This is a genomic window from Rhodoferax sp. (assembly GCF_018780565.1).
Lineage (GTDB): Bacteria > Pseudomonadota > Gammaproteobacteria > Burkholderiales > Burkholderiaceae_C > Rhodoferax.
In genome coordinates this window covers 565,992-581,451 of sequence record NZ_JADMJN010000003.1, presented here as the reverse complement: position 1 = coordinate 581,451, position 15,460 = coordinate 565,992, and the positions used below count along the sequence as shown (strand labels likewise).

At 55.6% G+C, this 15,460-nt stretch carries 14 protein-coding genes; 3 read left to right on the top strand and 11 right to left on the bottom strand.

Annotation, left to right across the window (positions count from 1 at the left end):
• Positions 1 to 43: 43 nt before the first annotated feature.
• Positions 44 to 274, bottom strand: coding sequence for a hypothetical protein (locus tag IV109_RS06650; protein WP_296694040.1), 231 nt, complete (start codon positions 272 to 274; stop codon positions 44 to 46).
• A 173-nt stretch (positions 275 to 447) separates the two neighbouring features.
• Between IV109_RS06650 and IV109_RS06645 the strand changes: the two genes are divergently transcribed.
• Complete coding sequence (locus IV109_RS06645) at positions 448 to 1,593, top strand: two-component system response regulator (RefSeq protein WP_296694036.1); 1,146 nt, start codon at positions 448 to 450, stop codon at positions 1,591 to 1,593.
• A 38-nt stretch (positions 1,594 to 1,631) separates the two neighbouring features.
• Positions 1,632 to 2,354 (top strand): hypothetical protein, encoded by a 723-nt coding sequence (locus IV109_RS06640; protein ID WP_296694308.1) that lies wholly within the window; start codon positions 1,632 to 1,634, stop codon positions 2,352 to 2,354.
• Between the two features lie 32 nt (positions 2,355 to 2,386).
• Here IV109_RS06640 and IV109_RS06635 read toward each other — a convergent pair whose 3' ends face one another.
• The 9 genes from IV109_RS06635 to IV109_RS06595 all read right to left on the bottom strand — a co-directional run bounded on the left by IV109_RS06635 (position 2,387) and on the right by IV109_RS06595 (position 12,736).
• On the bottom strand, positions 2,387 to 3,403 hold the full coding sequence (locus tag IV109_RS06635) for a LacI family DNA-binding transcriptional regulator (protein WP_296694032.1): 1,017 nt from the start codon (positions 3,401 to 3,403) through the stop codon (positions 2,387 to 2,389).
• A 64-nt stretch (positions 3,404 to 3,467) separates the two neighbouring features.
• Positions 3,468 to 5,069 (bottom strand): GMC family oxidoreductase N-terminal domain-containing protein, encoded by a 1,602-nt coding sequence (locus tag IV109_RS06630; protein WP_296694029.1) that lies wholly within the window; start codon positions 5,067 to 5,069, stop codon positions 3,468 to 3,470.
• Between the two features lie 42 nt (positions 5,070 to 5,111).
• Positions 5,112 to 6,500: an FAD-binding oxidoreductase gene (locus IV109_RS06625; protein ID WP_296694025.1), complete on the bottom strand. Its 1,389-nt coding sequence runs from the start codon at positions 6,498 to 6,500 to the stop codon at positions 5,112 to 5,114.
• Positions 6,497 to 7,315: a shikimate dehydrogenase gene (locus IV109_RS06620; protein WP_296694021.1), complete on the bottom strand. Its 819-nt coding sequence runs from the start codon at positions 7,313 to 7,315 to the stop codon at positions 6,497 to 6,499. Before IV109_RS06620 ends, IV109_RS06625 begins: the two co-directional genes overlap by 4 nt.
• A 4-nt stretch (positions 7,316 to 7,319) precedes the next feature.
• Positions 7,320 to 8,081 (bottom strand): SDR family NAD(P)-dependent oxidoreductase, encoded by a 762-nt coding sequence (locus IV109_RS06615; protein ID WP_296694017.1) that lies wholly within the window; start codon positions 8,079 to 8,081, stop codon positions 7,320 to 7,322.
• Positions 8,082 to 8,101: 20 nt separating this feature from the next.
• Positions 8,102 to 8,806, bottom strand: a complete 705-nt coding sequence (locus IV109_RS06610; RefSeq protein WP_296694013.1) for an ABC transporter ATP-binding protein — start codon at positions 8,804 to 8,806, stop codon at positions 8,102 to 8,104.
• Positions 8,790 to 10,577: a branched-chain amino acid ABC transporter ATP-binding protein/permease gene (locus tag IV109_RS06605; protein WP_296694008.1), complete on the bottom strand. Its 1,788-nt coding sequence runs from the start codon at positions 10,575 to 10,577 to the stop codon at positions 8,790 to 8,792. Before IV109_RS06605 ends, IV109_RS06610 begins: the two co-directional genes overlap by 17 nt.
• An 11-nt stretch (positions 10,578 to 10,588) precedes the next feature.
• On the bottom strand, positions 10,589 to 11,461 hold the full coding sequence (locus IV109_RS06600; protein WP_296694306.1) for a branched-chain amino acid ABC transporter permease: 873 nt from the start codon (positions 11,459 to 11,461) through the stop codon (positions 10,589 to 10,591).
• A 66-nt stretch (positions 11,462 to 11,527) separates the two neighbouring features.
• Positions 11,528 to 12,736 (bottom strand): ABC transporter substrate-binding protein, encoded by a 1,209-nt coding sequence (locus tag IV109_RS06595; protein WP_296694005.1) that lies wholly within the window; start codon positions 12,734 to 12,736, stop codon positions 11,528 to 11,530.
• Positions 12,737 to 12,953: 217 nt separating this feature from the next.
• Here IV109_RS06595 and IV109_RS06590 point away from each other — a divergent pair, with 217 nt between their 5' ends.
• On the top strand, positions 12,954 to 13,946 hold the full coding sequence (locus IV109_RS06590; protein WP_296694001.1) for an NAD(P)H-quinone oxidoreductase: 993 nt from the start codon (positions 12,954 to 12,956) through the stop codon (positions 13,944 to 13,946).
• A 175-nt stretch (positions 13,947 to 14,121) separates the two neighbouring features.
• Here IV109_RS06590 and IV109_RS06585 read toward each other — a convergent pair whose 3' ends face one another.
• A complete protein-coding gene (locus IV109_RS06585; protein ID WP_296693999.1) occupies positions 14,122 to 15,369 on the bottom strand; it encodes an MFS transporter in 1,248 nt (415 codons plus the stop codon).
• Between the last annotated feature and the right edge of the window lie 91 nt (positions 15,370 to 15,460).

Sequence of the window (15,460 nt, the reverse complement as noted above, 5' to 3'; positions counted from 1 at the left end):
GCAGCCTTTGCCGGCATCGGCCCGATCACTACAAAAAATGCCCTCAGCTATGCAGATATTGCTCCACCGCGAGCTTCGCATCTGCAATTTCCGCAAAAAAACGTGATACCTGCGGCATTGCTTTGGGCATGTGACTCGGCGGTGCCCAAAGGCGACCGTCGAGCCAGCTCGCGGTGACGCCACCAATATCTTTGGTTTTCAAGGCACAAACCGGCACATCATCAAGAAGTGCCGTACACAAAGTGGAATTTTCTATCCAGGTAATGTGAGCCATAAGTACCGGGTGTCAGATTTTGGAGAACCATTCTATGACGAGTCTATTGACTTCTCAACTGGCGCCTCGCATCATTGCCCTGATTGTTTTCAATGAGGCTGGAGCAGAGAGAAGCCCGTCAGGCAGTAACATGGACTTCAGAAACATCTCACCACATCTTCAATACCTACTGCATGAAAACAAAATACACCGTTTTGATTGTTGATGATTCATCGCATGATTTGTCTCTGATGCAAGGGATCCTCAAGGATGCCTACACGGTGGAGTTGGCATCCAACGGGCAGCAGGCACTGAAGATGACCAGCACTGCACCCCGGCCGGATCTCATTCTGCTGGACACAGAAATGCCCGGCGTGAACGGGTATCAGGTGATCGCAGAACTCAAGAATGAGCCAGAGACCAAAGACATTCCCGTTATTTTCACAACCGACGCAATCGGGGTGGATCACGAAAAATATGGCTTGGAACTGGGCGCCGTGGACTACATTGGCAAACCCATCAGTCCGAGCATTCTGCTGGCACGGGTCAAAGCCCACATCGCAAGCAGGTCTGCCGCAGCCTTTCTGAAGGACAAAAGCGAGTTTCTGGATTTGGAGGTGGCAAATCGGACCCGTGAAATCCTGAATGTCCAGGATGTGACCATCATGGCCATGGCGGCACTGGCAGAGACCCGGGATTCGGATACTGGCAACCACACCCTGCGTATTCAACACTATGTCAGGATTCTGGCCAGGAAGCTCTCCAGAAATCCCCGCTTTGCACGCGAGCTGACGCAGCAGAACATCACGCATTTGTTCAAGTCAGCACCGTTGCACGATATTGGCAAGGTTGGGATCCCGGATCGCATTCTTCTCAAACCCGGCAAGCTGACGCCTGAGGAATTCGAGATCATGAAAACGCATACGACCCTGGGGCGTAATGTGATTGACAAAGCGGAGCAAGCGCTTCAGCTGACCGTCCCGCTCTTTGCGTATGCCAAAGAAATTGTGTACTCGCATCATGAAAAATGGGACGGCTCAGGCTATCCGGAGGGACTGGCCGGAGATCAAATACCCCTCTCGGCACGCTTGATGGCTTTGGCCGATGTGTACGACGCGCTCATCAGCAAGCGTGTCTACAAAAACCCGATGAGCCATGAGCAGGCGGTAGAGATTATTCGGCAAACCAAAGGACGCCACTTTGATCCCGATGTTGTTGACGCATTCCTGGAAATCAATGACGGCTTCAACACCATCGCCATTGCCTATGCCGATGAACACTCGGATCTTCAAAAGAAGGCTGACTACATCGCCATGGCGAAATCGATGCCACTGGATTGAGTTTGAATACACGGCCCCAGAGGCACCGCCCCCCTCCACTGCATCGTGCGCGAGACCTCCTTGCTTCCTATTTCTGGAGTGGCGATGCCATCCGCAGTCGAAGCGTGAGCGATATCGTGCTGACAGGCACGCTCGACATACCGGAGCCTCCTGCAAGGCTGATAGCCGATTGGAATCGAGAGACAACGGTGCGCTTGGATCTGGAGCCCGGAGACGTCGAAGCACTGCCTTTGGCGCGAGCACGAACGCGCTGGCCGGACTACAGGCACTGCGTGCAGGCGGTGTCCGATTGGACAGGTGCACTCGGTCTGCATGAGGTGCTGACCTCCTGTGAGGTTGCCCTGATGGCCTGTCGCGGCGCGCAGTACCACCATGACGGCGCACACTATGGCGGCGCAGCCTTCTGCAATCTCTTCCTGAGCGAGGACAGAGGGCTGGACTTGCATTTCCCCTCGACAGGTCATCGAATCCCCCTGGTCAGAGGTACTGTGGTGATGTTCGATACCGGCCAGCCTCACGCCGTCATTGAGCGCTGCAGCGGTGGCTTTGATGTGGCTGACTTCCCACCCGAAAAGGATTGCACCCAACTCTTTCTGACGTGGGAACTTCCCGTCGAAAATGTCAATGTTGCACACGCACTTCGGATCACCTTCGACATCGACCCTGCGACCTCGCTGCTACTGGATGAGGAGCAAGTCTGGCTGAACGGCGCAAGGGGCAGCGTGTGCCCGGATTCCGGTCGGTGGTGCCAGGCTGGCTAGCGAGACCACCGCCAGGTAGCCGTCAAATGGAATCAGTGAACCAGTCGTTTCAGGCTGTCTCTCACAATCACAATCGTCTCCAGCGCCACTTCTTCAGTGGCTGGCTTGTTATTGATGAGGTCGACAATCCTGCGCGCTGCGCGTACGCCGATTTCCACAGTGGGAACATGCACCGTAGTGAGCTTTGGCTCCACCACACTGGCCAATTCGATATCGTCCGACCCGGTAATTGACAAGTCGTCCGGAACCTTCAAGCCCCGGTCACGACATTCACCAATCGCGCCAACAGCATGTATGTCAGTGCCACAGATCAGGACCGTTGGCATCTCGTGATGACCGATGATCTGTCGCACCGCCTGACGCCCACCTTCAAAAGTAAATGGTTGTTCAATGACCCACTCAGGACGCAAATCCAAGCCCACAGTGGCCAATGCCGCCTGGGTGCCCTTGATGCGAGCCCGCACCCGCTCATTGCCACTGGCTACGCCACTGCAAAGTGCAATTTTCGTATGCCCGTATTCAACAACCAGGCTCGCCATCCTGTAAGCGGCGTCATAGTATGAAAATCCGATACATTGCTGCCGCTTTGTCTCTTCGAAAGACCATGTCAGAACATAGGGCAAGCGATATTGACGGGCAAGCTCATACACCGCATCGGCGTGATCTGTGCCCACCAGCACCAATGCATCCACACCACGTTCGAGAATTGCACGAAGAACGTCGCTTTCATGCTCCGGCCGATAGTCGTGACTGGCAACCAGCAACTGGTAGCCAAGCCCCCACAAAGTCTGCTGAAGCGATTGAATGGACACCGCAAAAATGGGGTTGTCCAGTGTTGGATAAATCGCTGCAATGGTTCGAGTTCGCCGGGATGCCAATGCTTGTGCGGCACCATTTCTGACATATCCCAGTTGCTCAACCGCACGTTGAACACGTTCAAGTGTTGCCGGCTTAACCTGATCTGGCACTGACAAAGCCCGTGAGGCACTGCCCAGGGCGACACCCGCAAGGCGTGCAACATCTTCCAGTGTCGGGCGATTCTCAGGCATCTGAAATATTTGTGCTCACGTGAATTGAAACCATCAGAAAGTATATCGATTTAAGGCGATCGCACTAGCGTGACTGCTTGCGATCTTCAATGATCAGGTCGGCGGCCTTCTCCGCGACCATCATGACAGCGCCTTGAATGTTTCCGGATACCATTTTGGGGATAACCGAAGCATCCACAATCCGAAGTCCATCCAGACCTTTTACCTTGAGACGGACATCCACAACGGCTTTGCTGTCCTCTCCCATGCGACAGGTCCCAATCGGGTGGTAGATGGTCTGGCCATTGCTTCGCGCAAACTCCAGCCACTCGGAATCCTTCGTCACCTGGGGACCAGGGCTCATCTCGAAATCAATGAACTTTGCAATTGCAGGCTGACTCACGATGCGCCTTGCAAGCTGCATGCTACCAATGATGCACTTTTGATCGACTTCGCTGGCAAGAAAATTGGGACGAATTGACGGCCCGCTGAAGGGATCAGCAGATTTCGCATGAATACTGCCCATGGACTCCGGACGCAGCTGAGTGATTCCGATCGTCATGCCGGGCGCTTTATCCAGAATACGTTCCGCTGCATTCGCATAACTGGCGTGCACAAAGAAATACTGCGAGTCAGGTGCGCGCATCTCGGGACGGGTCTTGACGAAGCCGTGAACCAATCCGGTACCCAGCGACAAAATACCCGTTTTGCGGGTGAAATATTCGGAAACCGCGAGTGCCAGACGCCAACCCCGTGACATTTCATTCAGGGTGAGCGTGTTCTTCACGCGCCAGTTCATCCGGGTTGCAAAGTGGTCAATGTAGTTCTCGCCAACGCCCTCAAGAACATGCCTTATCGGAATACCCAAGGACTGAAGCAGTTTGGCTTGCCCTATGCCAGACAGCTCAAGAATTTGCGGTGTTTGAATTGCACCGCTTGCGACAATGACCTCAGTACCGGCTCTTACGGATATCTCACGTTCATTTTGCCGGTACGTCACACCAACACATCTCTGTCCTTCCAGATCGAGCTTCAGAACATGCGCATTTGTCTCAACGGTCAAGTTTTGCCGATGGCGCACGGGCTTCAGATACGCGTCGTAGGCACTCCACCGACGACCGCGACGCTGATTGACCTGGTAATACCCAAATCCCTCTTGCTCCGGGGAGTTGTAATCCTCGTTCATTGATTGGCCATCTTCAACGGCGGCTTGCATGAATGCGCTGGCGATCGGAAATCGCTCACGGACCTGCTCGATATGCAAGGGGCCACCCTTTCCACGGGTAGTTCCGCCGATTTCATAATTCTCAAGTTTGCGGAAATAGGGCTCGATATCCTTATAACCCCACCCTGGAGCACCGGAGGCCTCCCATGAATCATAGTCACTGGGTTGGCCACGCACATAGATCATGCCGTTGATCAGCGTGGACCCGCCCAGACCTTTGCCCCGCGGTACAGAAATGATCCGATTCCTGGTGTTGCTCTCGGGCTCGGTCTGGAACAGCCAGTTGTATTTTTTGTTGGTCAGCAGTTTGCTGAAGCCCGCCGGAATCGGAATCCACATGCTCTCCGGCTCTCCCCCGGCTTCCAGCAAGAGAACGCGGCTTTGGCCCGATTCAGTCAATCGGTTGGCAAGAATGCAACCCGCTGTACCTCCGCCAACAATGACGTAATCAAATGTATTCATGATGTTCAATCAAGAGAGCCCAGTAAATGTCAAAACCAGTCGTCAGGTGCGATCCAGGACCTTGCCCGGATTCAGCATGTTGGTGGGATCAAGCGCTCGCTTAATGCGTCGTGCCAACTCCAGTTCGGGCGCGGACCTGCAACGAAGCAATTCGCCCACGCGGTATTGGCCGATACCATGCTCTGCCGAGATGCTTCCACCCAAGCCGACGACCAGATCGTGGACCAGCGTATTCACCGCACTGGCTTGCGTACCCGGCGGGACGATCAGGTTGTAGTGAATGTTCCCGTCCCCGGCATGTCCGAATGCATTGATTCGTGTACCCGGAAATTCGTGCGCGACAGACTCGTCAGCCAGGCGCAGGAATTCTGGAATGGCAGAGATCGGTACGGACACGTCGTGTTTAACCGATCGCCCCTCTTTCCCTTCCGCTTCGGAAATGGATTCCCGCAACAACCAGAGCTCCGTCGCCTGCCGTTCAGACTCCGCAATGACACCATCAGCAACCTGCTCGCGTTCAAGCAGGCCGGCCAGCAGCGCTTCAGTCGCCTCTCGCAAGCCGGACAATGACGAACTGGCTTCCAGCAGCACATACCATGCTGACTCACGCAGCGGCACTTTGAGCTTTTGATGGCGCGTCACGAGCGCGAGCGCAGCCCCGGACATCAGTTCGAATCCTGTCAGCGTCTCCCCTATCTCCTGCCTGGCGGCACGCAAGACATGCAGCGCATCTTCTGATGTCGGAACAGCCAGCAGTGCCGTCACCCGGTGCCTTGGCATGGGAGCCAGCTGCAATACAGCCGCCGTCACGATGCCCAGGGTTCCTTCGGTTCCAATAAACCATTGCTTCCAGTCGTATCCGGCGTTGTCCTTGCGCAGCCGGCGCAATCCAGTGACGATTTGTCCGTCGGCAGTCACCACTTCCAGGCCCAGGATGCGACCGCGGGCCATGCCGTAGCGAACGACATTGGTTCCCCCTGCATTGGTGGAAACAATCCCACCAATATGAGCGGATCCCTCGGCGGCGAGACTCACTGGAAGCAACAATCCCTGTTCTGCAACAGCTTCCCTGGCGACTTGCAAGATACACCCGGCCTCCACTTCGATGGTCTCACCCACGGTATCTATCTGGCGAATTGCATTCATCCGTGAGAGTGACAGGATGACCTGGTGCCCCGTGGCATCAGGGGTTGCACCTCCTGACAAACCCGTGTTGCCGCCATGAGGCACAATTTCTGCTCCCGCCTCTCCGCATAAGCGAACAATGGCGGCGACTTCAAGTGTGCTTCCCGGCAATACTGCGCACAAAGCACTGCCTTTGAAAATGCCACGCCAATCGTGACAGTAGGGCGCAAGATCCGCCGCATGGGTGATCAAACCGCGATCGCCAACCACATCACGGAATTTTTCAACCAGCCCGCCGTGGATCATGCCGATTCCCCGTTTCGTGCGAAGTTGCCTCTCATGAATGAAGCCATCAGCTCAATCTGGCAATGAAGCATGGGAGCGCCCAAATGGATTTGACACCCCTTTTTGAGCGCGGCTTCAAGAAGCGGCGTTTCTGCGGGTTGCATGATGATTTCCGCCACCAGTTGCCGTGCATCGAGTTTGCTCACGTCCAGTGGCAAGGCATCCTCCAGCCTTAAGCCAAGCGATGTCGCGTTGACCACAAGGTCATGATCGGAAGGATCGTCACTGCCAGCGGTCATTGACAAGTCGGGATAGATTTGCGCCACACGGTCTATCAACTGCTGCGCCTTTGCTGTGGTTCGATTGGCGATCGTCAGCCTGGAAACGCCAGCCCGTGCCAGCGCGAAGGCAATTGCACTGGCAGCGCCTCCGGCACCGGCCAGATACACACTGCGACCACGGGGTTCGTGTCCCTTTGCTCTCAGGCCTGCAACAAATCCTTCTCCATCCAGCATGCCACCCAGAAGACGTCCATCCGCAGTCCGATGGACCACGTTGACTGCGCCAATTTGTCGGGACTCAGGTGTTACTTCGTCACACAACGCAAGGAACGCAGACTTATGAGGAACCGTCACAACGAACCCGTCCAAATTGCGAAACTCGCGCAAGCCTTGAACCATCTTTGCCAAGCCTTCAGAACCGACATGAATCGGTACCATCACGCCGTCAAATTGAAGCTCCCGAAACAGGCGGTTGATGCCCTGCGGGGTTTTGACATGATGGATCGGATCCGCCAGGATTCCGAAAATTCGAGTGTTGCCAGTGATCTCGTCCATAGCTTCAGGTCATCAGCCAACCGCCGGCCACATCAATCACCTGACCGGTAATGAAGTTCGAATGCCCGGAGGTCAGGAACAAACAGGCATCGGCAACCTCGCCCGGCAAGCCCAATCGCCTCAAAGGCGTAACCGCGATCACGGCATCGTTGGCTTCCTTCGGGGCGCCCGCGACCAGTGGCGTGTCAATTCGACCGGGAGCCAGGGCATTGACCGTGATCCCGTGAGGGCCCAGCTCTCCGGCGAGATGACGCGTCAATCCGATGACGCCAGCTTTGGTCGTGCTGTAGTGCGCGGCAACAATATCCAGATGCGCTTTGCCCGCAACCGATGACATTGAAACGATGCGCCCAAAGCGCCGCTCGATCATGCCCGGAACCAGCAGACGGGTGAAATAAAACATGCTGTTGAGATTGACCTCTACAACCTTGCGCCATTCAGCAGGATCCATGCGCCAGATGGGCGATGGCAGCCCTTGATGCTTGGGCGAAATTCCGGCGTTATTGACGAGTGTGTCAACCGGGCCCAGTGCACTCTCTATGCGTCGACAGGCATCCTCACACTGCTCGTAAACGCTCACATCAGCGACGACAAAGTGTGCGCGATATCCCAACTTGTTGAGTCGCTCGGCAAGCAATGCGCCGGCTTGCGGAGAACTGTCCACAATGCCTACGGCGGCACCATCACGCACATATTTTTCTGCAATCGCTGTGCCGATGCCACCACCGCCGCCAGTGATCAAAACAACTCGATTTTCATGGCTCATGATGCTGTCTTTCCTGGATTTCAATGACCGAGATACGCACGACGAACATGCGGGTTGCTGAGTAACTCCTTGCCGGTTCCAGTGAGCGTGATGGTCCCGTTTTCCAGTACATACCCACGATTTGCCACTTGCAGCGTGTGAAATACATTTTGCTCGACCAGCAGCACCGTTGTCCCGCGGTCCGCCACCATTCGAATAATGTCAAACATCTGCTCTACGAGGATCGGCGAAAGTCCCAGGGATGGCTCGTCAAAAATCAGGAGACGGGGGTCTGCCATCATTCCGCGTGCGATCGCGACCATTTGCTGCTCGCCTCCAGACAGTGATCCCGCCAACTGAGACAACCTCTCTTTGACGCGGGGAAATATGTCCAGTACTTCCTCCATCCGCTCCTTGCGAAATTTTCTCGCAGATGGTTTGTAGGCCCCCATCAGCAGGTTCTCTTCAATCGTGAGGAAGGGGAACAACTGGCGCCCCTCCGGGACCATCGTCACACCCAGCGCCACAATTTCGTGCGGCTGATGGGCCAGCAGCTGCAGGCCGTCAAACTCGATACTGCCACTGCTTGCCCGGACTATCCCGCACAAGGTTTTCAGGGTCGTCGTTTTGCCGGCGCCGTTGGCGCCAACAATCGTGACGATCTCCCCCGCGTGTACGTCAAATGAGACACCGCGCAGGACTTCACTTTTTTCATAGCCAGCCGTTAAATCACGAATCTTGAGCATTGGTGTACCCCTTTCCCAGGTAAGCCTGGATGACTTCGATGTCATTCACAACGTCTGCAGGTGCGCCTTCGCGCAATACCCGCCCCAGGTTGATGACCACGATCCGGTCTGACAACGCCATGGTTGCCTGCATCAAGTGCTCGATCATCAAGACCGACACACCCGTATCCCGAATGCGGCGAATCATTTCTATGGCCCGCGCCACATCAGACGGATTCAGGCCGGCCAGTACTTCATCCAGCAGCAGGATTCGCGGTCTTGTAGCAAGCGCGCGAGCCACCTCAAGACGTTTCATGCCACCCACGGTCAAGCTTCGTGCCTCGGTGTCCAGCAACGAAGTCAAGTCGGTGACGTGCGCCACATCACGCGCGATGGCCTCCGCCTGCGCACGATGCGTTGTGTGCATGAACGCGCCGAGCATGATGTTCTCCAGCACAGACAAACCAGAAAAGGGCTGGACGATTTGAAAGGTACGACCTACACCGGCGCGAGCGAATGTTTCAGGTGAAGTTGGAGACACCCACGCGCCTGTTTCATCCAGAACCGTAACCGACCCCTGATCGGGACGAATGAAGCCGGAGAGTTGATTGAACACAGTCGTCTTGCCGGCACCGTTGGGACCTATCACGCCCAGAATTTCGCCCGCATGCAGCGTCATGGAAACATCATCGGTGGCCTTCAGGCCTCCAAACCGCTTTTCAAGATGTTCCGCCTTGAGTATGGGGGTGCCTTTCGGCACAGTGTTTCTGTGTTGAACCGTCTGTAGTACTTCCGTCTCCTCTGGTTTGCTTTTGTTGGGCAAACGATCTATCCAACGAAGAACACGCCCGCTCAAATGCCCTACCAGCCCACGCGGAAAAAACAGCACAACGACCACAAGCAACACGCCGTAGACGAAACCATGTGTTCCGTTCCCGAACGCAGTCAACCAGCCACGGGCAAGCTCCGCAACAGGTAACACCAGGGCAGTTCCAATCACCGGCCCGGCAACCGTCCCCAGGCCGCCAATGAGGGCAAACATGGCGATCTGAATCGACATTTCCAGCGAAAAAGCAGACGAGGGTTCAATGAAGGTCAAGTACATCCCGTGAAAGCTGCCGATGAGACTGGTCAGCGCCGCCGATATCACCGCCGCCCCCATCTTGACCTGGACGGCATTGACGCCAACCGCCCGTGCGGCATCTTCCCGTTCGCGCACGGCAATCAGATAGAAGCCGAACCTGGAGCGGCGAATCAACCAGCTCACCCACAAGGTCACCAGGAGAAAGCCAAAGGCGACGAGAAGGTACGCCCATTTTTCACGGAAAATCATCCATGGAAGACCAATCTGCAGCGGTACGTTGAGACCAGCAGATCCGCCTGTCCAGTTTTCCTGATGGATGATCAGCAGTCGCGCAACTTCCAGGAAGGCAATGGTTGCCAGGGAAAAGAAGGGGCCGCGCAATCTCAAGGTTGGATAGGCGATGATCATGGCCGCCACCATCGATACCGCAGCGCCCGCGAACATGCCAATCCAGGGAGAGATGCCAAACTTGGCAACCAACAACCCGGCAGCATAGCTACCGATGCCATAAAACACGGCATGACCCAGCGAGAGCTGACCGGCAAAGCCGCCCACGATATTCCATGCAGCGGCCAAGCCTGCGAACACGCAGACCTGGATAGCCAGGTGGTAGGCAAAGGGGGATTGCAGCACGAACGGAACAACCAGTATCCCGAGCAGGGCCAGCAGCGCAACGTAACTGCGTGGATTTCGAAAATTGGGCATCATCAATAATTCCTTCACTCAGATCCGCGACCAAGACCGAATAGACCGGTTGGGCGAATGGTGAGAATTCCAAGAAAGATCACGAAGTAGATAACTTCTTTCAAATCCGGCCCCACATAGAAGCCAGCAAGACTGTCGATCACGCCAATAAACATCGACCCAATCACTGCGCCCGGGAGGCTGCCCATGCCACCCAGCACCACAATGACGAATGCCGTCAATACAAAGTAGGTCCCTACCGTTGGAAAGGCCGGGTACTGCACCGCCAGCAGGCCCGAGGCCAAGCCCACCAGGCCGGTGCCAATCCCGAACGCCAGGACGTACATTGCATTGACGTTGACCCCCATCAGGGCCGCTGACATTCGGTTCTGCGCAAGTGCCCTGAAGGCCCTGCCCGTGAATGTGTGCTTGAGGAAAAAATGCATGCCTGCTGCCACGACAATCGCGATCACGAATGTGATCAATTGCCCGCTTACAAAGGTCATCGAAGCGATACTCAGCGCCTCCGCGCCGAAGCTTGCATCAACCTTGCGGATGTCCGCACCGAATACCATCAACGCCAAATTCAGCATGGCTGTGGATACGCCCACTGTTGCAAATATCTGGATGTGTCCGTCTGCCGAAAGCAGCGGCTGGATGATGAACCTTTGCATCAGCGCGCCGACGGAAAACAACACCAGCGCAACCAGCGGAGCCGATGCGTAGGGATGCAATCCCATGTGCTGGGCAAACAGCCACACGGCATACATACCGATCATCAGAAACTCGCCGTGGGCGAAATTGACGATCCTTACGACCCCGAAGATAAGCGTCAATCCGATGCTGATGATCGCGTAAGCGCCTCCCAGCAGCAGTCCATTGACCATCAATTGCAAAAATAGAGACATAGGGCTCCCCTGCGCTGCGAAGGACTTCGTCCAACGCAGCGCCAAGATTGATTTGGATTTGAAGCCTTAGTTACCTGCGATCGGCTTTGCCGTTGCAACCGCAGCGGGGTACACCGTCACAAGCTTGCCTTGCTGCCATTGCATCAGGTTGGTGGATGCCAATTGGTTTTGACCGTTCTCGGCAAACTGGAAGCCCCAGCCTGCAGCGCTCGAACCGACTGGTTGGCGGTAGGCCAATATGGCTTCGCGGATTTTGTCCTTATCGGTGGATTTGGCCTTGGCAAGAATGTCAAGAAAGGCTTTTGCGCCCACATAGTTTGCAAGACTATGACCTGAACGCGGCTGTGCGCTGAATCGCTTTTGGTAGGCCGCCACAAAGTTTTTCAGGCCAGGTGCCCCAGCCTCATTCATCGTGACCTGGGGAAAATCTACATCGTAGACCCCCTCCATGGGAGCACCCACAGCAACGGTCGTATCGTTCAGAGAATACCCTCCCCCTGCACCCACTACGGCGCGTGGCTTGTACCCAGCAGTGGCCGACTGACGGAAGAACAGCACGGCGTCATTTTGGTATGCCGTATGCAAAACAATATCAGCACCGGCCGTCTTGACGCGCAAGATCAGGGATGACAAATCTACGGTTTTGGCTGAATAGGATTGGCTTTCAACGACATTCAAGCCCAGACGCTTGGCTTCTTCCTTTTGGAAACCACCCACCAGCGTTCCGTAAGGACCGTCTTCATAGATGATGGCAATTTTGAGAGCCTTTGGATCCGCCTTCAAGGTGGGGGCCACGACATTGATGACCGATTCAATAGTCCGGTCTGCAAAATTCTTGGCAGTCGGATTGCTGCGAAAAACGTATTTCAAACCACGCCCCGTCACCGTGTCAGCCACGGCACCCAACTCGAAGTAAGGCACGCCTGCCAGCTCAGTCACTTGAGTTGCCGCAACCGAGATACCCGAGGCATAACTTCCAAATATCGCCGTGACCCCTTCGCCGGAGGTCAAACGACGCGCTTCACCAACACCCTGATTGGCGTCCACCGCATCCGCTTTGACCAGGGCAATTTTTCGTCCATTGATTCCACCTGCGGCGTTGCGCTCATCGACAGCGATTTGAACACCGCGATAGCTTTCATCACCCAGGAGGGCGAGTCCGCCACTCAAGGGAAACAAAGCCCCAATCTTGATTTCTTGTGCGTGCAGGGGGGCCATTGAAATAGCCGTCAAACAGCCAAGCACGGATGCAATACGTTTCAGGTTCTTAATCACCGATGTCTCCTCAAATTAAGTTTCATGCAGATATGAAGCGCTTCATGTTATTGGCGATTTATAGTTAGAAATACCTTTAACACTAGCGTTCACTATAATTTGAAGCGCTTCATTTGTCAAACGTGATGTGCCTATAATTTGGCGAATAAGTGAAATCCGGAAGCAGCCTTCATCCAGCGGGCGTGCGATACGACAACCCCACATTACAGAGGACAACATGAAATACATTGATCACGGAAACGGTGGTACTCCTGAGTGCATGCATATCGCCGAGGGACCATCGCCTGCGCCTGGCGCCGGGCAAATCCTGATCGAGGTGGCATACGCTGGCGTCAACCGACCCGATGTACTGCAGCGCTCCGGCCGGTATCCTCCACCCACGGATGCATCGCCGGTTCTTGGCCTTGAAGTTGCAGGACGGGTCGCTGCACTGGGTGCCGGCGTCACCGAATGGAAAGTTGGCGACCACGTGACGGCCCTGACTCCCGGTGGTGGCTACGCCGAATACTGCGTTGCACCTGCCGCACATGCTCTTGCGATTCCAGCCGGGATGGATCTCGCCACTGCAGCGTGCCTGCCGGAAAACTGGTTCACCGTGTGGGCCAACCTGACAATCCATGGCCGCCTGGCGGCTGGCGAGCGCATCCTTATCCATGGTGGCTCTAGCGGAATCGGGCTGACGGCCATCCAATTGGCCCGTCATATCGGTGCGCAGTGCATTGCCACGGTTGGCAGCGACGAGAAGGCTGAATTCTGCAAGAGCTTCGGTGCAGACCATACGATCAACTACCGCAATTCTGACTTTGCTGACGAGGTCAAACGGCTTACAAACGGCGAAGGTGTCGACGTTGTGCTCGACATGGTCGGCGCGCCCTATGTCAAAAGCAACCTCTCGGTACTGAAGCGAGATGGCCGCCTGGTGATCGTGGCATTTTTGGAGGGCAGCGTTGGCGAGGTGGATTTGATGCCAGTGATGACCAAGCGCCTGACGATTACCGGATCCACGATGCGCCCGCGAACGCTTGCCGAAAAGCAGGCCCTGCGTGATGCATTGCAGAAAGAAATCTGGCCAGCCATTGAGAGTGGAAAAATCCGCACACACCTGTTTGCCAAGTTCCCGCTTGCTGAAGCTGCTGAAGCACACCGGCTGATGGAGTCAAGCAAACACATTGGGAAGATTGTGCTGGAAGTGAAGCCGCAAGGACGATAGCAATCTGGGTGGCTGAGGCAACTTGCTGCCCATAGCATGGTTGCATGGTTGATTTGATCACTGCGTACTTTAAAAAGGGAAAACCATGCGCCATATTGCGGCTCGATTCGTGCGCAAAAGCTGCTTTGCCATCACCCTGTTTGAGCCGAAATAATCCACCTGCCTGAAGCGGGCGTCAGTGGTCTGGCGCCTGCGCAGGAAGGCGCTTTCGATCGGGCCGCAGGTACAAAAAGACTGCCATCGCGGCACATGAAAGTGCAGCCGAAAAAAGAAAGGCACTGGCGGGATGCAGCAACCACAAGGCACCCGCGATCAATGACGCCGGCAGATAGATAAGGCCGGTCACAAAATTGTAGAGACCCATCGCAGAGCCGCGTCGTTCGAGTTCAAGATCGGCAATGAACGCCTTGCTCTGCGCTTCGTCGATGGCGTAAAAAAGACCAAAGACGATGAACAGCACAACGATCTGCCACTGCGTGGTAGCGAAGGCAAAGCCAAGACTCATCAACAGGTAGGTCAGGTAGCCCAGCACAATCATGCGTGCCCGCCCCAAACGATCACCAAGCTTGCCAATCAAGGGCGCGGCAACGACGCATGCGATGTTGAACAATGCATACAGCAGCACAATTTCCTTGACCGAAAAACCCACGCTGTGCGCACGCAGCAGCAAGAAGCTGAAGCTGAAGTAGGCCAGTGAAAAGATCGCGGCAGTGACGAGGTAGCGCTTGAACTGCGGACTGAGCGTCGCCCAGGTTTCAAACATGCTCTCGCGCTGATGCGGCACGCCGGGCGCGTCTTTGACAAGACTCAAGGCAATCACACCGAGAATCGCGGGCACGAGTGCGATTGCAAAAAGAAGGCGGTAGGTGGATGCGCCCTCGCCAAGCCAGACAAGCAATCCGTACGCTGCCAGGGGGCCGAGCACCGCGCCGGATTTGTCCAGTGCCTTGTGTACGCCGAAGGCGTAGCCCCGGGTGTCCCGATCGGCCACCGCAGACAGCCATGCGTCACGCGGTGGCCCGCGAAAGCTCTTGCCCAGCCGCTCGATCACACGAAAGATGCCCAGGCCTGTGATCGAACTGGAAATCAGCAAAATGATCTTGGCCAGCGTGGAAAAACCATAGCCCGCCAGTGCGAAGGCCTTGCGTTTTCCCGTCCGGTCAGACAACCACCCGGCCAGGTAGTTCAAGGTGGATGCGGACAAGTCAGCAAGCCCTTCGACCAAACCCAGCAAGGCCGTTGAGGCGCCTGCGATGGTTGTGAAAAAAACCGCAAAAACCGAAAAAATCATTTCGGAGCTGAGGTCCGTCAAAAAGCTCACCAGACCCAGCTTCAACACATCCGGGTGGATGCCCCATCTGTTCTTTGGAGAATCACCCGACGGTTCAGCCTTCTTCGCACCTGTATTTTCGCTTGCAGCCATGCACGCTATTGGACTCGCAAAGACGACAAAAGTCTCTACTTTGTTGCAACGATGGCACTCACTTTGCCCTTTTGCGCTTTCGCAAGCGCGC